Below are 19,916 nucleotides of genomic sequence, written 5' to 3'. Positions count from 1 at the left end.
GTGCGCCGGGTCAGTACGCCGAGCCGGCGGCGCCGAGTGCGCCGGTGGGGTGCCAGACCGTCTTGGTCTCCAGGAAGCCCAGCATCCGGTCGGTGCCCGGGTCCGCGGTCCAGTCGACCGGGGCGGGACGGCGTACGCGCTTGAGGTTGTCCGCCGCCGCGATCTCCAGCTCCACGGCCAACTCGCCCTGGGCGCCCGCGAGATCGATCGCGTTGACGTCCTGGTGCGAGGCGAGCGGGGGGCCCAGCTCGGCCGCCCGGCCGGACAGTACGTTGACCACGCCGCCCGGCACGTCGGAGGTGGCGAGCACCTCGGCGAGCGAGAGCGCGGGCAGCGGCGAGCGCTCGGAGGTGACGACCACGACCGTGTTGCCGGTGGCGATCGCCGGGGCGACCACCGAGACCAGGCCGAGCAGCGAGGACTCCTGTGGGGCCAACACCGCCACGACACCGGTCGGTTCGGGCGTCGAGAGGTTGAAGTACGGGCCGGCGACCGGGTTCGCGCTGCCGGCGATCTGCGCGACCTTGTCGGACCAGCCCGCGTACCAGACCCAGCGGTCGATCGCCGCGTCCACCTGGGCGGCGGCAGCGGCCGGCGTGCGTCCCTCCGCGTCGGCGACCTCGGCGGCGAACTGCTCCCGTCGGCCCTCCAGCATCTCCGCGACCCGGTAGAGCACCTGGCCGCGGTTGTACGCGGTCGCCCCCGACCAGCCGCCGAACGCCTTGCGGGCGGCCGAGACCGCGTCGCGCGCGTCCTTGCGGGAGGAGAGCGGCGCGTTGGCGAGCCAACCGCCCTTGGAGTCCGTCACCTCGTACACCCGTCCGCTCTCCGACCGCGGGAACTTGCCGCCCACGAAGAGCTTGTACGTCTTCAGCACGCTCAGCCGCGGTGCGCCGCCCGAGGCGCCCTGCTCGGCGCCCGCGACCGCGGCTGCGCCCGAACGCCCGGCCGAATCGGCCGACTTGACCGCCGTCTTCCCGGGCCGGCCCGTCTTCCCGGACTTGCCCGGCTTGCCGGTCCCGCCCGGTCCGCTCGTCCCGGCTGACTTCTTCTTCGCTGCCGACTCAGACATCGAGGTAGGCCTCCAGACCGTGCCGGCCGCCCTCGCGGCCGAAGCCCGACTCCTTGTAGCCGCCGAACGGCGAGGTCGGGTCGAACTTGTTGAACGTGTTGGCCCAGACGACGCCGGCCCGGAGCCGGTTCGCCATCGCCAGGATGCGCGAACCCTTCTCCGTCCAGATGCCGGCCGACAGCCCGTACGGGGTGTTGTTCGCCTTGGCGACCGCCTCGTCGGGAGTGCGGAAGGTGAGCACCGAGAGCACCGGGCCGAAGATCTCGTCCCGGGCGACCGTGTGCGCCTGGCTGACGCCGGTGAAGAGCGTGGGTGCGAACCAGTAGCCGGAGCCCGGGAGTTCGCACTCCGGCGACCAGCGGGTGGCGCCCTCCGCCTCGCCGGTCTCGGCGAGCGCGGTGATGCGGGCCAGTTGCTCGGCGGAGTTGATCGCGCCGATGTCGGTGTTCTTGTCCAGCGGGTCGCCGATCCGCAGAGTGCCGAGCCTGCGCTTGAGCGAGTCCAGCAGCTCGTCCTGGATCGACTCCTGGACCAGCAGCCGGGAGCCCGCGCAGCAGACCTGGCCCTGGTTGAAGAAGATGCCGTTGACGATGCCCTCGACGGCCTGGTCGATCGGGGCGTCGTCGAAGACGATGTTGGCGCCCTTGCCGCCCAGTTCGAGGGTGAGCTTCTTGTCCGTCCCGGCGACGGTGCGGGCGATCTGCTTGCCGACCGCGGTGGAACCGGTGAAGGCGACCTTGTTCACGTCCGGGTGGGCGACCAGAGCGGCGCCGGCGGCACCGTGCCCGGTCAGGATGTTCACCACGCCGCGCGGAAGTCCGGCCTGGCGGCAGACGTCGGCGAAGAAGAGCGCGGAGAGCGGCGTGGTCTCGGCGGGCTTGAGCACCACGGTGTTGCCGGTGGCCAGCGCCGGGGCGATCTTCCAGGCGAGCATCAGCAGCGGGAAGTTCCACGGGATGATCTGCCCGGCCACGCCCAGCGGCTGCGGTGCGGGGCCGTATCCCGCGTGCGAGAGCTTGTCGGCCCAGCCCGCGTGGTAGAAGAAGTGCGCGGCGACCAGGGGCAGATCGGCGTCGCGGGTCTCGCGGATGGGCTTGCCGTTGTCCAGCGTCTCCAGGACGGCCAGTTCGCGCGAGCGCTCCTGAAGGATGCGCGCGATCCGGAACAGGTACTTGCCGCGCTCGGCGCCGGGCAGCGCCGACCAGGAGGCGAAGGCCCTGCGGGCGGCGCGGACGGCGGCGTCGACGTCCGCCTCGCCGGCGTCCGCGACCTCGCTGAGCACCTCCTCGTTGGCGGGGGAGACGGTCTTGAAGACCTTGCCGTCGGCGGCCTCGCGGAACTCGCCGTCGATGAACAGCCCGTAGGACGGCGCGATGTCGACGACCGACCGGGACTCGGGTGCGGGTGCGTAGTCGAAAGCCATGTGTGTCGTCAGTCCACCGTCACGTAGTCGGGACCGGAGTAGCGCCCGGTGCGCAGCTTCTGGCGCTGCATCAGCAGATCGTTGAGCAGGCTGGAGGCGCCGAAGCGGAACCACCGGCCGCTCAGCCAGTCCTCGCCCAGAGTCTCGTTCACCATCACCAGGTACTTGATGGCGTCCTTGGAGGTCCTGATGCCGCCGGCGGGCTTGACGCCGATCTGGGTGCCGGTCGCGGCGCGGTAGTCGCGCACGGCCTCCATCAGCAGCAGCGTGTTCGCCGGGGTGGCGTTGACCGCGACCTTGCCGGTCGAGGTCTTGATGAAGTCGGCGCCCGCCATCATCGCCAGCCACGAGACCCGGCGGATGTTGTCGTACGTGGACAGCTCGCCGGTCTCGAAGATCACCTTGAGCCGGGCGTCCTCCCCCTTCTCGCGGGCGCACGCCTCCTTGACGGCCCTGATCTCCTCGAAGACCTGGAGGTAGTGGCCGGAGAGGAAGGCGCCGCGGTCGATCACCATGTCGACCTCGTCGGCGCCGGCGGCCACCGCGTCCCGGGTGTCGGCGAGCTTGACCGGCAGCGCCGCGCGCCCGGCCGGGAAGGCGGTCGCCACCGAGGCGACCTTGATCCCGGTGCCGCGCACCGCCTCGGCGGCGATCCCGGCCATGTCCGGGTACACGCAGATCGCGGCGACCGAGGGGGTCTCCCGGTCGGTCGGATCGGGGTGTGCGCCCTTGGCGCACAGCGATCTGACCTTGCCGGCGGTGTCGGCGCCCTCCAACGTCGTCAGATCGATCATCGAGATCGCCAGATCGATCGCGTACGCCTTGGAGGTCGTCTTGATGGAACGGGTGCCGAGAGTGGCGGCGCGGGCTTCCAGACCGACCGCGTCGACACCGGGCAGGCCGTGGAGGTAGCGGCGCAGTGCGGCGTCGGACGCGGTGGCGTCGGCCAGCGCGGCGGTCCCGGCGGTGGCTGTGGTTGTCACGGGAGGCATGCTCACCAGACGAGCATATCTACGCGCGTAGCGACCTGTCATCCCCCGGATCGATTTCGATCCGGCCGGCGGCCCGCGCCTCAGCCGCGGGCGGTCGGCCCGGAACCGGGGGAAGCGGGCCCCGGTCCGGCCTCGGCACGGACGTCGTCGCCGTCCGCGGACGGCCGTGGACGCGGAGCCCCGTCGGCGGCCGGGCCCTCTTCGCCGACCGCCGTGGCTTCGCCGGGGGCCGGGCCCTCCGGGGCGTCGCCGGACGGCAGTACGGCGCGTACGACGAAGCCGCCGTCCTCGTCCGGGCCGGCGGTGAGGGTGCCGCCGAGCAGTTCGGCGCGCTCGCGCAGTCCGGTCAGCCCGTGGCCGCCGGCGGGCAGCGACGGGCTGCCGCCGGGCGCCACGGGCGAGTTGCGTATCTCCACGACCAGTGCCCGCCCGCCGGAGCCGGAGGACACCGCCGCCCCGGCCGCTCCTGCCGACCGCGTGGAAAGGGCCACCGCCACCGCGGCCTGCGGCGCGTACTTGCGCACATTGGTCAGTGCCTCCTGAACCGTGCGGTACGCGGCTTCGCCGACCGCGGGCGGCCAGTCGCCGGGCACCGTCGAACCGTCGTTCAGCCGGGCGTCCAGCCCGCTGGTCCCCACCAACGACGGCAGCTCGGCCAGGCCCTGCCGGCCGCGCGGTGCCCGCAGCACACCGACCAGATGCCGCAGCTCCTCCAGCGTGCTCACGCTCAGCCCGTGGATGGCCCGGCCGATCTCCTGGCTGCCCGGCTCGGCGGAGGTCACCTGGAGAGCACCGGCCTGCAGCGAGATCATGCTGACCTGGTGGGAGACGAGATCGTGCATCTCGCGGGCGAGCCGTGCCCGTTCCTCGACGACCGCGCGTTCGGAGAGCAGCTCACGCTCGCGCTCCCGGGTGCGGGCCAGCTCCGCGAGGCGGTCCGAGAGCTGCGCGCGGGTGCGCACCAGCCGCCCCGTCGCGGCCGGGCCCGCGCTGAGCATCGCGGCCGAGAGCAGTCCGAAGAGGGCGTCCTCGAAGTTGAACGGCTCCTCCTCGGTGGGCAGCCACGGCCCGAGCCCGGCGACGAAGAGCAGCAGCACGCAGCAGACGATCGTTCGCCGCCGAGGTACCTGCCGGGCCACCTGGTAGAGCGCGGCGAGCGGCGCGATCAGCAGATAGCCGTCGAACGCCACCGGCAGCGTGAGCACGAACACCGCCAGCGGCCAGCGCCGCCGAAGCAGCAGCGCGGCCACCGTCAGCACGTGCCAGACCAGCTCCCAGGCGCTCGCGAAGCTCAGGATCGTCAGCAGTTCCAACGCCGAGGGCACCACCACGACAGCGGTCTCGGCGACGGAGGACAGCCGCCGGGTGCGGACGGGGGCAGGTCGTGGAGACAGCGGTGCGAGGCGGTCGAACGGGCCCGGTTTTCCCGCGCCGGAACGTCCGGTCCTGCCTTCGGGCCACCACCGCAGCACTCTTACCTCCACGTCAGCAGCGTGGGAGCAGCATGGTGCAGGAGCCGGAGCGGGGACAAGCGGGCCGGGTACGGGCGGGGCGAATGATGCGGGACTGAGATTCGCGCGCTCCCGGGGGTGCGGCACAATCGAAACCATGACCACTCCGGAGACCACCTACGCGGACCGCTGCTACCGCTCGGGAGCCGCGCTGCTGGGCGGGGTGCTGCTGCTGGCGCTCCTGGCCTGGCTCGGCGGCGACGCGGTGCTGCGCGGCGAGGGCCGTGCACCGCTGACCGCGCTCGCCGCGGTGCTGGCCCTGGCTCCCCTGATCGTCGCCTTCACGCTGCGCCCCGCTGTCTTCGCGGGCGACGAGCGGCTGTTGGTGCGCAACCCGTTCCGCACCATCAGCGTGCCGTGGGGCTCGGTGGACTCGCTGCGGTCCGGGTACTCCAGCGAGGTCGTCGCCGAGGGGACCACGTACCAGCTCTGGTCCGTGCCCGTCTCGCTGCGGGCCCGCAAGAGGGCCCAGCGCAACACCGCCAGGGTCGAGGCCGGCAAGAAGCCGCGCGGAGCGATGGCGGCGCTGCGCGGCGACGACCCCGAGAACTCCGGCCCCCAGCAGGCCACTTCCGACGCCACCATGGACGAGCTGCGGCAGCTGGCCGACCAGCACTCCGAGCACACCGGCCGCCTCTCGGTGCGCTGGGCGTACGAGATCCTCGCGCCCGCCGCCGTCGGCGCCCTCGGCCTGCTGCTCGTCCTGACGCTCGGCTGACCGCCGCCGTACCGGGTGCGCCGCGGTGCACCGAGGGGCCGGCCCGACTTCTCGTCGGGCCGGCCCCTCGTCGGGTGTGCGGTCCCGGGCGGTCGGCCGGGCTAGATGTCCGCGGCCGAGGCGATGTCCGTCTTCAGCCGGGCCAGGACCTCGCCGGCCTTCGTCCGCGCCGCGGGCAGTTCCGCGAGCTCCGCGACCGGCACCACGACCTCCAGGTAGCACTTGAGCTTCGGCTCGGTGCCGCTGGGCCGGACGATCACGCGCGCCGCGCTCGTACCCGAGAGCTGGTAGCGCAGTCCGTCGGTCGGCGGCAGTCCGGCGCTTCCGGTACTCAGATCGTCGGCCGCGGTGACGGTCAGACCGGCCAGGGCGCGCGGCGGGTCCGTGCGCAGCCGCCGCATACCGGCAGCGATCAGCGAGAGGTCGCTGACGCGCACGGAGAGCTGGTCGGTCGCGTGCAGCCCGTGGCGGACCGCGAGATCGTCCAGCAGATCGGTGAGGGTGCTGCCCTTCTGCCGCAGCTCGGCGGCGAGTTCGGCGATGAGCAGCGCGGCGGTGACCCCGTCCTTGTCGCGGACGCCATCGGGGTCGACGCAGTAGCCGAGCGCCTCCTCGTAGCCGTATCGCAGGCCGGGTGCGCGTGAGATCCACTTGAAGCCGGTCAGGGTCTCGGTGTGCGGCAGCCCGGCGGCGGCGGCGAGCTTGCCGAGCAGCGTGGAGGAGACGATCGATTCGGCGAAGGTGCCGCTCACGCCCTTGCGCACCAGGTGTTCGGCGAGCAGCGCGCCCACCTCGTCGCCGTGCAGCATCCGCCAGCCGTCCGGCGCCTGGGCGTCCGGGACGGCCACGGCGCAGCGGTCCGCGTCGGGGTCGTTGGCGAGTACGAGGTCCACCGGGCCGCCGGAGACCGCTGCGGCGCGCGCGGTGGCGTACGCCAGGTCCATCGCGCCGGGCTCCTCCGGGTTGGGGAAGGCGACGGTGGGGAAGTCCGGGTCGGGCGCGGCCTGTTCGGTGACGGGTACGGGCTCGGGGAAGCCGGCACGCACGAAGGCGTCGCCGACCAGCTCGCCGCCGACGCCGTGCAGCGCGGTGTGGACGATCCGCAGCTCGCGCGGCGATCCGGGGTCCACCACGGTGAGCGCACGGGCCAGGTACGCCTCCACCAGCTCCTCGCCGAGCACCTCCCCGCCGTCCTCGACCAGCGGAACCTCCGCGAGGCTGCCCACGGAGGCGATGCGCGCGGCGATGCCGGTGTCGGCGGGCGGCACGATCTGGGCGCCGTCGCCGAGGTAGACCTTGTAGCCGTTGTCGCGGGGCGGGTTGTGGCTCGCGGTGACCATGACGCCGGCGACGGCGCCGAGGTGGCGGATCGCGAACGCCAGCACCGGGGTGGGCAGCGGTCCGGGCAGCAGAGCGGCCCGCAGGCCCGCCCCGACCATCACCGCAGCGGTGTCCCGCGCGAAGTCGGCGCTCTTGTGCCGGGCGTCGTAACCGATGACGACGAGCCCGGGGTTCTCGGCGGGCGCGGTGGCCGCGCCTTCGGCGACCAGGTACCGGGCCAGGCCCGCGGCGGCCCGGACGACGACCGAGCGGTTCATCCGCATCGGGCCGGCGCCCAGCTCGCCGCGCAGGCCCGCGGTGCCGAACTGCAGTGTCCCGGCGAAGCGTTCGGCGAGCCTGGCCTGCGGCCGTACCGCCGTACCGTCGGTCGCCTCCGCCGCCTCCAGCAGGGCGGCGAGCTCCGCCCTGGTGTCCGGGTCCCGGTCTTCGGCCAGCCAGGCGCGCGCCTGCGCGAAGAGCTCGTCGTCCTGCACGGTCACGTTCGTTGCCTCTCGCGGTGGTGGTGGCCGGCGCGGGAGCCGGCCCGTTCGTGGGTGCGGACGCCCGCGGGCCGCCGGTCGGTTGCCGACGCGACGTCGAACGCGGGCCCGACCGCCACCGGGTTCCACGTCCACCGTTCCCGAACCGGCGCAACACCGACAGGGCGGGCCCCGCGGGTCCGGGGCGCCGGCGGCGACACCGGCGGGGCGGGCCCGCGGGGCCCGGAGGCGGATCAGATGCGGTCGAGCACCTGGGCGAGCAGGCTGCCCATGCGGCTGGCGGAGTCGCGGCCTGCCTGGAGCACCTCCTCGTGGTTGAGCGGCTCTCCGGTCATACCGGCGGCGAGATTGGTGACCAGCGAGATGCCCAGCACCTCCGCGCCGGCCTCGCGGGCCGCGATGGCCTCCAGCACGGTCGACATTCCGACCAGGTCGCCGCCGAGCACGCGGGTCATCTGGACCTCGGCGGGCGTCTCGTAGTGCGGCCCGGGCAGTTGGGCGTAGACGCCCTCCTCCAGGGTGGGGTCGATCTCCTGGCACAGCGTGCGCAGCCGCGGCGAGTAGAGGTCGGTGAGGTCGACGAAGTTCGCGCCGACGATCGGGGAGGCGGCGGTGAGGTTCAGGTGATCGCTGATCAGCACCGGCTGACCGGGACGCATCCCGGCGCGCAGCCCGCCGCATCCGTTGGTCAGCACGATGGTCTTGCAGCCTGCGGCCACCGCGGTGCGCACCCCGTGGGCGACGGCGGCGACGCCGCGGCCCTCGTAGTAGTGGGTGCGGCCGAGGAAGACCAGCGCGCGCTTCTCGCCCACCTTGTAGGAGCGCACCTTGCCCGAGTGGCCGGCGACGGCGGGCGGCGGGAAACCGGGCAGCTCCGTGATCGGGAACTCCAGCTCGGGCGCGCCCAGCGCCTCGGCGGCCGGCACCCAGCCGGAGCCCATGACCAGGGCGACGTCGTGGCTCTGCGCGCCGGTCAGCTCGCGCAGCCGGGCGGCAGCCGCGTCGGCTGCCCCGGTCGGGTCGGTGGAGATGTCGGATGCGTTCACCCGACGAGGGTAGCGCGAAAGCGCCTACGCGCGTAGAAGCTCTGTGCGACTGGGGCTGAAAACACAGGTCGCGGGCTCGGCGTTCGTACGATCCGCGGTACGTGCGCGCCGCCGCGTTCACGTGTCCACACCGGGAAGTTGGTGGCGGGTGCAGCGGTGGACGTGGTGCCGGATCTGCTTGCCGCCGTGCGCGTACGGGACACCCTCGCGCTCGGGTGCCGCGGGTGTACGGGCTGCGTGCGGGTGCGGGCTGATGAGCCGGTGCGTCCCGAGCGTCCGATGCGGCCGGCCGGCGGTTCAGCAGGGGCGCTTGCGCAGCTCCGTCACGTAGTCGTGGGGTGCTCCGGCGGACTCCGCCGCGTCGGCCAGCTCGCCGAGGTAGCGCGGTGAGGGCAGCCCGCCCTCGTAGCCGTTGAGCACGTACACCCAGGCCGGCAGGTCGCCGTCGAGCGTGTGCACCTTGATCCGCATCCGTCGGTAGATGTCGAGGCCGACGCCCTCCCAGCGGTCCATCGCGTCCTCGTCGAGCGGGGCGATGTCGTAGAGCGCGACGAAGACCTCGGACCGGGGCGCCTCGACGAGAGTGGCGAGCGCGCCTTCCCAGCCCATGTGTTCGCCGCCGAAGGTCAGGCGCCAACCGGTGATCCAGCCCGTACCCCGCAGTGGGGAGTGCGGGGCCCGGCGGGACATCAGCCGGGGATCGAGGTTCCCGGCGTATGCGGCGTAGAGCGACATGGCTTAGAGAGTACGGGAGCGCGGCCCCGGCGGGTGGGCCGCGCGGGTTCGAGTTGGCGCGACCCCTCGTTCGGCGCGGGTGTTCGCCGCCCGTGAGTGCGGGCCGGCGGACACGCTCCGTGACGCGGCGCGTCGTCGGGGGGTGGGGGCCCGGCCGCCGCCGCCGTACGGGACACTGGAGTATGTGACTCGGATCGTGATTATCGGCGGCGGACCTGGCGGATACGAGGCTGCGCTGGTGGCGGCGCAGCTCGGGGCGGAGGTGACCGTCGTCGACTGCGACGGTCTGGGCGGGGCGTCGGTGCTGACCGACTGCGTGCCGTCCAAGACCCTCATCGCCACAGCGGAGGTGATGACCAACTTCGAGTCCTCGCACCAGGAGTTGGGGATCACTGTCGGTGACGCCGCGCAGGAGAGCGGGATCGGTGTCGATCTCGGCAAGGTCAACCGGAGGGTCAAGCGGCTGGCGCTCGCCCAGTCGCACGACATCACCGCCTCCGTCATCCGGGCAGGCGCCCGCATCATGCGCGGGCACGGCCGGTTGGAGCCCACCCAGGCACCGGACGGCTCCCGCGAGGTCGTCGTCACCGCCGCCGACGGTACCGAGCAGCGGCTGACCGCCGACGCCGCGCTGATCGCCACCGGTGGCCATCCCCGGGAGATCCCGGACGCCCAGCCCGACGGCGAGCGCATCCTCAACTGGACCCAGGTCTACGACCTCGACACGCTTCCGGAAGAGCTGATCGTCGTCGGATCGGGCGTCACCGGCGCCGAGTTCGCGGGGGCGTACCAGGCGCTGGGCTCCCGGGTCACGCTGGTCTCCTCGCGGGACCGGGTGCTGCCGGGCGAGGACCCGGACGCCGCGGCCGTGCTGGAGGACGTCTTCCGCCGGCGCGGGATGAACGTCATGAGCCGCTCGCGCGCCGCCTCCGCCAAGCGGATCGGCGACCGGGTCGAGGTCGTTCTCTCCGACGGCCGGGTGATCACCGGTACGCACTGCCTCATGGCGGTCGGCGCGATCCCCAACAGCGAGGGAATCGGCCTGGAGGAGGCCGGTGTCCGACTGAAGGACTCCGGGCACATCTGGACGGACAAGGTCTCGCGCACCAGCGCCCCCGGGGTGTACGCGGCCGGCGACTGCACCGGGGTCTTCGCGCTCGCTTCGGTGGCCGCGATGCAGGGCCGCATCGCGATGTACCACATCCTCGGCGAGACGGTCGCTCCGCTGAACCTGCGCACCGTCTCGGCGAACATCTTCACCGACCCCGAGATCGCCACCGTCGGCTACAGCCAGGCGGACATCGACTCCGGGCTGATCGTGGCGCGCGCGGTCAAGCTGCCGCTGCTGCGCAACCCGCGGGCGAAGATGCAGGGCGTGCGGGACGGGTTCGTGAAGCTCTTCTGCCGTCCGGGCACCGGCATCGTGGTCGGCGGAGTGGTCGTCTCGCCGCGAGCGAGCGAGTTGATCCACTCGCTGGCGATCGCGGTGGACAACAGTCTGACGGTCGAGCAGATGGCCAACACCTTCACCGTGTACCCCTCGCTCTCGGGTTCGATCGGGGAGGTCGCCCGACAGTTGCACACCACCAAGGCCGCCCAGGGCTGAGCCCGTTCAGCGCCCGCCAGGCGCCCCGACCCGCCCGTTCCGGGCCCGGGTCGGGGCGTTTTTCGACGGTGAACGGGCAGCGGCGAGGGGTAGTTGTACAACACCGGACCGGGCGTATACCACGCAGTCGAAGCAGAGGCGAACAACTTCGGTAAATCACGGCAATCCGCTGAAAGCAGACGGTCGTTCGCGTTACGGTCTGTTCTGTGTTCGCAGCAGAACGTCGTCAATTGATTCTCGAAATGGTGCGGGCGAACGGGGCCGTGTCGCTCCGTGAGCTTGCCCGAGTCGTCCAGACCTCAGAAGTCACCGTGCGGCGGGACGTCCGCGCGCTGGAGGCCGAAGGCCTGCTGGACCGCCGGCACGGTGGTGCGGTCCTGCCCGGTGGGTTCACCAGGGAGTCCGGTTTCCCGCACAAGTCGCATCTCGCGACCGCGGAGAAGACCGCGATCGCCGAGGTGGCGGCCGGTCTCGTGCGCGAGGGCGAAGCCGTGGTGGTGGGCGCGGGTACGACCACCCAGGAGCTCGCCCGCAGACTCGCCCGGGTGCCCGGCCTGACCGTGGTCACCAACTCCCTGCTGGTCGCGCAGGCACTGGCGCACGCCAACCGCGTCGAGGTGGTGATGACCGGGGGCACCCTGCGCGGCTCCAACTACGCGCTCGTGGGCAGCGGCGCCGAGCAGTCGCTCCAGGGGCTGCGGGTCTCGCGCGCCTTCCTCTCCGGCAGCGGTCTGACGGCAGAGCGCGGTCTGTCCACCTCCAACATGCTCTCCGCCAGCGTCGATCGCGCGCTGGTCCAGGCGGCGGCGGAGGTGGTCGTACTGGCCGACCACTCGAAGCTGGGCACGGACACGATGTTCCAGACCGTGCCGACCGATCTCATCACCCATCTGGTGACGGACGACCCGCAGGGCGGCGAGGACCGTGCCGGCGCGGAGCTCCAGGCGCTGGCTGACCAGGGCGTACAGATCGCCATCGCGGGCCCCTCGGCCCCGGAGGGCGGCGGTGCGCGCCGGGAGGCGCTGCCGGAGCAGCGTCGCAACCCCCTCGGAGGAGGCGGCGCTTCGGCGCTCCGGGTGGCGGGGGCCGTGACCCAGGTCGCGGACCTGGGTCACCGCAGACGCTGACCGCGGAAACGTAACAGCAGGTGCGGCGCGGGCGATTCGCCTGCGCCGCCGTTTGCCGTGAACCGCGCGGCGCGGGCCCGGAGGTGCGGCCGTGCGGTGCGGGTCGCCGGGCGTGGGCCGTGCTGTGCGGCCGTGCGGGCCGGAGCTGGGGCGGTCGCGTGCTGTACGAGTGGGGTGCGACCGCGGGCGCACCCCGGCAACTGCCGTACTCGGGACGGGTGACCGCAACGGCGCAGGCGCCCCGCCGCAGGTCGCTTGCCCTGTGCGGGACGCCCGGTGCGCCTGTGCTGCGCAGATCGCCGTACGGCGGTTGTCCGAGGCCTGACCGCCGTACGGGCGAGCTCCGGCAACTCCCGTACGGCGGGCGGCGTACGGGGGGTCAGTCCTTGATCTCGCAGATGACCGTGCCGGAGGAGAGGGAACCGCCGACCTCCGCCGCGAGCCCCTTGACGGTGCCGGCGCGGTGCGCGTTCAGCGGCTGCTCCATCTTCATGGCCTCCAGGACGACGATCAGCTGGCCCTCCTCGACCTGCTGGCCCTCCTCGACCGCCACCTTGACGATGGTGCCCTGCATGGGGGAGGCGAGCGCGTCCCCGGAGGCGGCCGAACCGCCGGACTTCTTGGTGGCCTTGCGGCGTGCGGGCTTGGCGCCGCCGGCGACCGCGGCGCGGGCGAGGGGCATGCCGAGCGAGGACGGGAGCGAGACCTCCAGCCGCTTGCCGCCGACCTCCACCACCACGGTCTCGCGGCCGAACTCGCCGTCCTCGTCCTCGCCGCCCACGGTGGCGAACGGCGGGATGTCGTTGGCGAACTCGGTCTCGATCCACCGGGTGTGGACGGTGAACGGCTTGTCGCTGCCGGTCAGTTCGGGGGCGAAGGCGGCGTCGGTGACGGCCTTGCGGTGGAAGGGGATGGCGGTCGCCATGCCCTCGACCTGGAACTCGGCGAGCGCACGGGCCGCGCGCTGGAGCGCCTGCCGGCGAGTCGCACCGGTGACGACGAGCTTGGCGAGGAGGGAGTCCCAGGCGGGGCCGATGACGCTGCCCGACTCCACACCCGCGTCCAGGCGTACGCCCGGGCCGGAGGGCGGGGCGAACGTCGTGACGGTGCCGGGGGCGGGCAGGAAGTTGCGGCCCGGGTCCTCGCCGTTGATCCGGAACTCGAAGGAGTGACCGCGCAGCGGCGGGTCGTCGTAGCCGAGCTCCTCGCCGTCGGCGATGCGGAACATCTCGCGGACCAGGTCGATACCGGTGACCTCCTCGGTGACCGGGTGCTCCACCTGGAGACGGGTGTTGACCTCCAGGAAGGAGATGGTCCCGTCCTGGCCGACGAGGAACTCGCAGGTGCCGGCGCCGACATAGCCGGCCTCGCTCAGGATGGCCTTGGACGCCCGGTACAGCTCGGCGTTCTGCTCCTCGGTCAGGAACGGCGCGGGGGCCTCCTCCACCAGCTTCTGGTGGCGGCGCTGGAGGGAACAGTCGCGGGTGGAGACGACCACGACGTTGCCGTGGCTGTCCGCCAGGCACTGGGTCTCCACGTGCCGCGGCCGGTCGAGGTAGCGCTCGACGAAGCACTCGCCGCGCCCGAAGGCCGACACCGCCTCGCGCACCGCGGAGTCGTACAGCTCGGCGACCTCGGTGAGTTCGCGGGCGACCTTCAGGCCGCGGCCACCACCGCCGAAGGCGGCCTTGATGGCGATCGGCAGGCCGTGCTCCTCGGCGAAGGCCACGACCTCGTCCGCGCCGGCGACCGGGTCCTTGGTGCCGGCGACCAGAGGCGCGCCGGCCCGCTGGGCGATGTGCCGCGCGGCGACCTTGTCGCCGAGGTCGCGGATCGCCTGCGGGGGCGGCCCGATCCAGGTGAGTCCGGCGTCGAGCACGGCCTGGGCGAAGTCGGCGTTCTCGGAGAGGAAGCCGTAGCCGGGGTGGATGGCGTCGGCACCGGAGTCCTTAGCCGCCTTGAGCACCTTCGCGATGTCCAGGTAACTGGCCGCGGGGGTGTCACCGCCCAGGGCGAATGCCTCGTCGGCCGCGCGCACGTGCAGTGCGTCCCGGTCCGGCTCCGCGTAGACGGCTACGCTCGCGATCCCGGCGTCCCGGCAGGCACGGGCTACGCGGACAGCAATTTCGCCTCGGTTGGCGATGAGCACCTTGCGCACGATGGCTCCCTCCGTGAAACAAGCTGAGTTTAGGTACTGGCAACACCGCGCGCAGAGCCACCCCAGGGCGTGAGCTTGCCCACACGAGCAGTGGCAACGGGCCAGAGCGGGACTCAAATCCCCTGTGTACCAAGGTACGCCGCCCTTTCGCGTTCGCTGCCCGGTGTCGAGGCCGGGTGGGACTTCCGGCAGATTGGCGTTGGCGAAGAGCGGTGCTTTTTGTGGAATTCCCACGAAGAGGACGCCGGTTCTTTGCGGTCGCGCGATTCGGGTGCGGGCTCGCAGGAGGGCGTGAACGCCGGTTCGGGCAGGGTTCGGGTGCGGCTGTGCACAGGCGTCCGGGTTCGGGTGTGGGTGTTTCGGGTTCGGGTGCGAGCGGGGTGTGCCCGGGAGGGCATCGGGGTGCCGGTCCTGGCCGGCGGACGCGGGCCGGCGCTGCGGGCCGCCTGTCGTCGCGCGATCGGGTTCCGGCGGGTGTCCGCCGCGATCGAGTCGGGTGGTGTGCCGGCCGGGTCGGTCGTTGTGGGCCGCGAGTCTTGCCGCCCGCACTACCCGCTAGTAGCGTGCCGGTCGCAGTGGGCGTACTCGCGGTAACAGCACGGAAGTTGGGCAGGTGCCGGATGGGCCAGAGGCGCGCGACAGCGATCGTGACAGCAGTCGTCCTGCTGGTGGAGGGCGCCGTACTCGCCGCCCTGTTCTGGGTGTTGGCCGTCTTCGTACAGCGGCAGGAGATGTTTCTGGACGGGATCGGGCCGGGAACGATCGCGCTCGCTGCCCGTGGCGCGGGGGCGCTGCTCGGCCTCGGTCTGGCGCTCTGTGCGCTGCTGGTGCTGCGTGCCGGGCTGGGGGACCGCCCGCTCGGCCGGGCCGTGCGGATCGCCCTGATCGCCTGCGCGGTCACTCACGGTGTGCTCGCTGTCCTCGCCGTCGCGCTGGTCGGCTGGGGGGCGTTCCTCGTGCCGGCGGCGGTGCTCGGTCTGCTGGTCTGGACGCTGCTGGAGCACACCCCGCCCGAGCCCCGAGCCGACGCGTCCGCCCCGGGGTCGCCGCCCGTCCCGGACGCGCACGGCTCGGGTTCGCCCGGTTCGAAGGCGTCCGCCTCGGACACACCCGTTCCCGGTGTGTCGTCGAGCCCGGCGGGTCCGAGCCCGGTCGCGTGAGCCGTTGAGCGATGGCCGTCGGGTCGTCGGGCCGTCGGGCCGCTGGGCCGCTGGGCCGTCGAGCCGCTGGGCGGAACTCCCGCCCGTGGCCCGGGACTTCCGCCTCCCGGTCGGAGTCGCGCGGGAAGCGGGAGCGCGGCGGGGCGCGTACGGCGCCGACCGGGCGGTACGAGGTGCGGAGCCGCGCGGGTCAGGACGTCCAGAGGTCGGTGACCGAGATGTCCAGCTCGGCCAGGAGTCGCCGCAGCAGTGGCAGCGAGAGCCCGATGACGTTGCCGTGGTCGCCGTCGATCCCGTCCACGAAGGGGGCGGAGCGGCCGTCCAGGGTGAAGGCCCCGGCCACGTGCAGCGGTTCGCCCGTCGCCACGTAAGCCGCGATCTCCGCGTCGCTCGGTTCGCCGAACCGCACCGTTGTGGACGCCGTGGCCGCGGCTCGGCGGCCGTCCGCGGTGTCGATCACGCAGTGACCGGTCCGGAGGACTCCGCTGCGACCGCGCATGGACTTCCAGCGCGCGATGGCGTCCTCGGCGTCGTCCGGCTTGCCCAGCGCGCGACCGTCCAGCTCCAGCACCGAGTCGCAGCCGACGACCAGCGCCCCGGCCGCGGCCTCGCGTGCGGCCACCGCCTCGGCCTTCGCCTCGGCGAGCACCAGCGCGAGCTCGCCGGGGGTGGGGGCGTCCAGCGCGTCCTCGTCGACCCCGCTGACGATGACCTCGGGGGTGAAGCCGGCCTGCCGCAACAGGCCGAGGCGGGCAGGGGACTTGGAGGCCAGGACGAGACGTCGGGCGGCAGCGCTCATGCCGCCCATCGTAGAACCGGCCGGCCGCACCCGGCCCACTGCCCGGCACGGCGCCGGCGCGCGGGAACCGGGCACCCGGCGGCGCGCGCCTTCTCCCCTGCGGAGGTGCCGATCGGGAGCGCCGGAGTCAGCGGACGCCGAGTACCAGCATCACGGTGAAGATCACCGCAGCGAGCAGCCAGGCCGCCCGGTGGAGACGCTGCTGTACGGCGAGCAGCCGCTTCGAGGGGCCCTCGGGTGGGGGGTCGGACCAGAGCATGTGCACCAGCGTGCCCCTCGGAACGCCGCCGCGCCTGAGTACGCGTACTCAGGCGCGGGCCCGGATCGCACCCGGTCGGGGCGGCTCAACCGCCCGTAACGGGACGGACGGCGTGGTTGTCCGGTGCACGCAGCGAAATCCGCTGCCGCGAACCGCGAACCGGGCCGTGACGTCCGCGCAACGGCCCGGTCGCCCCGCGGCTCAGGCGGGCCAGTACGTCGTGCGCCAGGCGCGCGGCCCGGGCTCGGGTACGCGCCGCGGGACGATCCGCGCCGGATCGGACCACTCGGAGGGATCGTCCGACCGCTCCTCGACCGCCGCCGCGGCTGCGGCGCGCGCCTGGACCACTGCCAGCGCGGCGGCCAGCTCCTCGGGTGTCGGGTTGCCCCGTACGACCTTGATCATCGCGGTCTCCCTGCGTTCGGCTCGTCGTCCTCGGTCCTGCGGTGCCGGTCCTGGCCGCGCGGTACCGCCTGCGAGCTGCGGTACCGCTTCCCGGGGGCGGCTCCGCTCCCGGGTGTCCGACACCTACCCGGCGGACGCCCGGGTACGCCCGCGCCCCGCCGCGCTCCTACGCGCCCCGCCGCGCCGCTCCCGCCGGCGGGAGCCGGGCTCCGCCCGCCGGCGCGTGCCGGGTCGCGGCAACTGCCCGGCCGTGCCCGCTACAGCGGGATGTTGCCGTGCTTCTTCGGCGGCAGCTGCTCCCGCTTGTTGCTCAGCGAGCGCAGCCCGCGAGTGATGTGCCGTCTGGTCTCGGAGGGCATCACCACGGCGTCGACGTAGCCGCGCTCGGCAGCGACGTACGGGTTGAGGAGGTACTCCTCGTACTCCTGGGTGAGCTGCGCCCGCAGCGCCTCGCGCTCGGTCTCGTCCTCGACGGCGGCCAGTCGGCGGCGGTGCAGGATGTTGACCGCGCCCTGGGCGCCCATCACCGCGATCTGGGCCGTCGGCCAGGCGAAGTTGAGGTCCGCGCCGAGGTGCTTGGAGCCCATCACGTCGTACGCGCCGCCGAATGCCTTGCGGGTGATGACGGTGATCAGCGGCACGGTCGCCTCGGCGTAGGCGAAGATCAGCTTGGCGCCGCGCCGGATGATGCCCTGGAACTCCTGCTCCGTGCCGGGCAGGAAGCCGGGCACGTCCACGAAGGTCAGGACCGGCACGTTGAAGGCGTCGCAGGTCCGTACGAACCGCGCCGCCTTCTCGCTGGCGTCGATGTCCAGGCAGCCGGCGAACTGCATCGGCTGGTTGGCGACGACGCCCACCGGCCGGCCCTCGACCCGGCCGAAGCCGGTGACGATGTTGGGTGCGAAGAGAGCCTGCGTCTCCAGGAACTCCCCGTCGTCCAGGACGTGTTCGATGACGGAGTGCATGTCGTACGGCTGGTTCGCGGAGTCCGGGATGAGGACGTCCAGCTCCAGATCGCGCTCGGAGGTCTCCAGGTCCGCCTCCTCGGGAAAGGCGGGCGGCTCGGAGAGGTTGTTGGACGGCAGGTAGGACAGCAGGGTCTTGACGTACTCGATCGCGTCCTTCTCGTCGCCCGCCATGTGGTGCGCCACGCCCGAGGTGGTGTTGTGGGTGCGTGCGCCCCCGAGCTCCTCGAAGCCGACGTCCTCACCGGTGACCGTCTTGATGACGTCCGGGCCGGTGATGAACATGTGCGAGGTCTGGTCGACCATCACCGTGAAGTCGGTGATCGCGGGCGAGTAGACCGCGCCGCCCGCGCAGGGACCGACGATCAGCGAGATCTGCGGGACGACGCCCGAGGCGTGAACGTTTCGCCGGAAGATCTCCGCGAAGAGGCCGAGCGCCGCGACGCCCTCCTGGATGCGGGCGCCGCCGCCGTCGTTGATGCCGATGATCGGACAGCCGGTGCGCAGCGCGAAGTCCATGACCTTGACGATCTTCTCGCCGTAGACCTCGCCGAGCGAACCGCCGAAAATGGTGAAGTCCTGCGAGTAGACCGCCACCGGGCGGCCGTCCACCGTGCCGTAGCCGGTGACGACTCCGTCTCCGTACGGGCGGTTCTGCTCCAGCCCGAAGTTGGTCGAGCGGTGCCGGGCGAACTCGTCCAGCTCGGTGAACGAGCCCTCGTCCAGCAGAAGTTCCGCCCGCTCGCGGGCGGTCAGCTTGCCCTTCGCGTGCTGCTTCTCCACCGCGCGCTGCGAGCCCGCGTGGACAGCCTCCTCCGAACGGCGCCGGAAATCGGCGATCTTGCCGGCTGTCGTGTGGATGTCGGGCGTTTTTTCCTGCTCGGGCACGAGAGCGGCTCCTACTCGTCCTTGAGAACTACCGGCCCGTAACAGTAACGGCGGTGTGCAGGTCTCGCTGATGCGGCGTTGGCCACATCCGCGGACCCTAGGCTTGAGGCATGAAGCCGAACTCGTCGGGGAATGGGCCTCGTCCCGGGCCCGCCAAGCCGACCGAAGCTACTGCGCCGGGCCCCTGGACGGATCTCGACCGCCCTCCGCTGAACGCCGTGGCCCTGCGCCGCGCGCTGCTCTCCGGCGGCACCCGCCCGGACGCGAGCGGTGCGGACCCGCGGGCGGGAGGGCTGTGGACCGATCTGGAGATCGTCGAGGAGACCGGCTCCACCAACTCCGACCTCGTACGCCGCCTCGCGCACGAGCAGGTCGAGGAGGGCACCGTTCTCGTCGCCGAGCGCCAGGTCGCCGGACGCGGCCGGCTGGACCGGGGCTGGAACGCGCCCGCCCGCAGCGGGATCTTCGTCTCGGTCGTCCTGCGGCCGGGCGCCGACATCGAGCCGCACCGGCTCGGCTGGATGCCGCTGCTGGCAGGTGTCGCCACCGCCACGGCGCTCGCCCGCACCGCAGGCGTGGACACCGCGCTGAAGTGGCCGAATGATCTGCTGGCCGCGGTCGACGGCGAGGAACGCAAGATCGGCGGCATCCTCGCCGAGCGCATCGGCGACCGGCACAGCGGCGCCGTAGTCCTCGGCATCGGGCTCAACGTCACCCTGCGCGCGGACGAACTCCCCGTTCCGCAGGCCGGTTCGCTCCGGCTCGCGGGCGCGGTGAACACCGACCGCGACCCGCTGCTGCGCGCGGTACTGCGGTCGGTCGAGGAGTGGTACGGCAAATGGCGGGACGCCGAGGGCGACGCCGCGGCCTGCGGCCTGCTGGAGACGTACTCCGCGGGCTGCGCCACCCTCGGCCGCCAGGTCCGCGCGGAGCTGCCGGGCGGCAGTCAGCTGGTCGGCGAGGCGGTGGCCATCGACGGTGACGGCCGGCTGGTGCTCAACCTCGGCGACGGGGTGCTGGAATCGCTCGACGCGGGTGACATCGTCCATCTGCGTCCGGGCGGCTGACCGGCGCCGTTCCGCGGACCGCAGCCGTGCGGCCGGGCCCGGGGGACGGCCGACGCGTCCAGCACCGTGCCAGGTGAGGTTTGGTGCAGCTGCCGTATCGTGGGGCCGTACGCGGCGCGACGGGCGCGGTGGGAGTGAGAACGGAAGGGCAGTGCGCACGGACCT

Annotated in this window: 17 protein-coding genes; 5 read left to right on the top strand and 12 right to left on the bottom strand. The window is 72.8% G+C overall.

Annotated features, from left to right (window positions below; all coding sequences use genetic code 11):
• Positions 1–10: 10 nt before the first annotated feature.
• From JGS22_RS03355 to JGS22_RS25875, 4 genes are all read right to left on the bottom strand, one after another.
• The gene (locus JGS22_RS03355) at positions 11–1,072 is read right to left on the bottom strand and encodes an aldehyde dehydrogenase family protein (protein WP_236073010.1); all 1,062 of its coding nucleotides are present in this window, start codon (positions 1,070–1,072) and stop codon (positions 11–13) included.
• On the bottom strand, positions 1,065–2,495 hold the full coding sequence (locus tag JGS22_RS03350) for an aldehyde dehydrogenase family protein (protein ID WP_211039106.1): 1,431 nt from the start codon (positions 2,493–2,495) through the stop codon (positions 1,065–1,067). Before JGS22_RS03350 ends, JGS22_RS03355 begins: the two co-directional genes overlap by 8 nt.
• Positions 2,496–2,503: 8 nt before the next feature.
• The gene (gene deoC / locus JGS22_RS03345; RefSeq protein ID WP_236073367.1) at positions 2,504–3,487 is read right to left on the bottom strand and encodes a deoxyribose-phosphate aldolase; all 984 of its coding nucleotides are present in this window, start codon (positions 3,485–3,487) and stop codon (positions 2,504–2,506) included.
• An 80-nt stretch (positions 3,488–3,567) separates the two neighbouring features.
• A complete protein-coding gene (locus JGS22_RS25875; RefSeq protein ID WP_211039108.1) occupies positions 3,568–4,971 on the bottom strand; it encodes a sensor histidine kinase in 1,404 nt (467 codons plus the stop codon).
• Positions 4,972–5,095: 124 nt separating this feature from the next.
• On the opposite strand from JGS22_RS25875, the gene JGS22_RS03335 reads away from it, so the two are divergent.
• Positions 5,096–5,716 (top strand): PH domain-containing protein, encoded by a 621-nt coding sequence (locus tag JGS22_RS03335; RefSeq protein WP_211039109.1) that lies wholly within the window; start codon positions 5,096–5,098, stop codon positions 5,714–5,716.
• A gap of 101 nt (positions 5,717–5,817) precedes the next feature.
• On the opposite strand, the gene JGS22_RS03330 is transcribed toward JGS22_RS03335, so the two are convergent.
• The 3 genes from JGS22_RS03330 to JGS22_RS03320 all read right to left on the bottom strand — a co-directional run bounded on the left by JGS22_RS03330 (position 5,818) and on the right by JGS22_RS03320 (position 9,317).
• The gene (locus JGS22_RS03330; protein ID WP_211039110.1) at positions 5,818–7,536 is read right to left on the bottom strand and encodes a phospho-sugar mutase; all 1,719 of its coding nucleotides are present in this window, start codon (positions 7,534–7,536) and stop codon (positions 5,818–5,820) included.
• A 233-nt stretch (positions 7,537–7,769) separates the two neighbouring features.
• Positions 7,770–8,582: a purine-nucleoside phosphorylase gene (locus tag JGS22_RS03325; protein WP_211039111.1), complete on the bottom strand. Its 813-nt coding sequence runs from the start codon at positions 8,580–8,582 to the stop codon at positions 7,770–7,772.
• 297 nt (positions 8,583–8,879) lie between these two features.
• Entirely contained in the window at positions 8,880–9,317 is a 438-nt protein-coding gene (locus tag JGS22_RS03320; protein ID WP_211039112.1) for a gamma-glutamylcyclotransferase family protein, read from the bottom strand.
• Positions 9,318–9,492: 175 nt separating this feature from the next.
• Between JGS22_RS03320 and JGS22_RS03315 the strand changes: the two genes are divergently transcribed.
• Both JGS22_RS03315 and JGS22_RS03310 read left to right on the top strand, forming a co-directional pair.
• Positions 9,493–10,923, top strand: coding sequence for an NAD(P)H-quinone dehydrogenase (locus tag JGS22_RS03315; RefSeq protein WP_211039146.1), 1,431 nt, complete (start codon positions 9,493–9,495; stop codon positions 10,921–10,923).
• A gap of 206 nt (positions 10,924–11,129) precedes the next feature.
• A complete protein-coding gene (locus JGS22_RS03310) occupies positions 11,130–12,050 on the top strand; it encodes a DeoR/GlpR family DNA-binding transcription regulator (protein ID WP_308405489.1) in 921 nt (306 codons plus the stop codon).
• A gap of 379 nt (positions 12,051–12,429) precedes the next feature.
• Here the strand turns inward: JGS22_RS03310 and JGS22_RS03305 are convergent, their stop codons facing one another.
• Positions 12,430–14,208: an acetyl/propionyl/methylcrotonyl-CoA carboxylase subunit alpha gene (locus JGS22_RS03305; protein WP_211039113.1), complete on the bottom strand. Its 1,779-nt coding sequence runs from the start codon at positions 14,206–14,208 to the stop codon at positions 12,430–12,432.
• Positions 14,209–14,855: 647 nt separating this feature from the next.
• On the opposite strand from JGS22_RS03305, the gene JGS22_RS03300 reads away from it, so the two are divergent.
• Positions 14,856–15,368, top strand: coding sequence for a hypothetical protein (locus JGS22_RS03300; protein WP_211039114.1), 513 nt, complete (start codon positions 14,856–14,858; stop codon positions 15,366–15,368).
• A gap of 190 nt (positions 15,369–15,558) precedes the next feature.
• On the opposite strand, the gene JGS22_RS03295 is transcribed toward JGS22_RS03300, so the two are convergent.
• The 4 genes from JGS22_RS03295 to JGS22_RS03285 all read right to left on the bottom strand — a co-directional run bounded on the left by JGS22_RS03295 (position 15,559) and on the right by JGS22_RS03285 (position 18,684).
• Positions 15,559–16,167, bottom strand: coding sequence for a Maf family protein (locus tag JGS22_RS03295; RefSeq protein WP_372454186.1), 609 nt, complete (start codon positions 16,165–16,167; stop codon positions 15,559–15,561).
• 127 nt (positions 16,168–16,294) lie between these two features.
• A complete protein-coding gene (gene mmpB / locus JGS22_RS26710; RefSeq protein ID WP_268980881.1) occupies positions 16,295–16,426 on the bottom strand; it encodes a morphogenic membrane protein MmpB in 132 nt (43 codons plus the stop codon).
• Between the two features lie 201 nt (positions 16,427–16,627).
• Complete coding sequence (locus JGS22_RS03290; RefSeq protein WP_211039116.1) at positions 16,628–16,831, bottom strand: acyl-CoA carboxylase subunit epsilon; 204 nt, start codon at positions 16,829–16,831, stop codon at positions 16,628–16,630.
• Positions 16,832–17,088: 257 nt separating this feature from the next.
• A complete protein-coding gene (locus JGS22_RS03285) occupies positions 17,089–18,684 on the bottom strand; it encodes an acyl-CoA carboxylase subunit beta (protein ID WP_211039117.1) in 1,596 nt (531 codons plus the stop codon).
• Between the two features lie 110 nt (positions 18,685–18,794).
• Between JGS22_RS03285 and JGS22_RS03280 the strand changes: the two genes are divergently transcribed.
• Positions 18,795–19,751, top strand: a complete 957-nt coding sequence (locus JGS22_RS03280) for a biotin--[acetyl-CoA-carboxylase] ligase (protein ID WP_211039118.1) — start codon at positions 18,795–18,797, stop codon at positions 19,749–19,751.
• The last annotated feature ends 165 nt before the right edge of the window (positions 19,752–19,916 follow it).

Source organism: Streptomyces tardus, from assembly GCF_018101125.2.
Classification (GTDB): Bacteria; Actinomycetota; Actinomycetes; order Streptomycetales; family Streptomycetaceae; genus Streptomyces; species Streptomyces tardus.
Note: the sequence above shows the minus strand (reverse complement) of the source record. Positions and strands in the feature narration are given on the sequence as shown.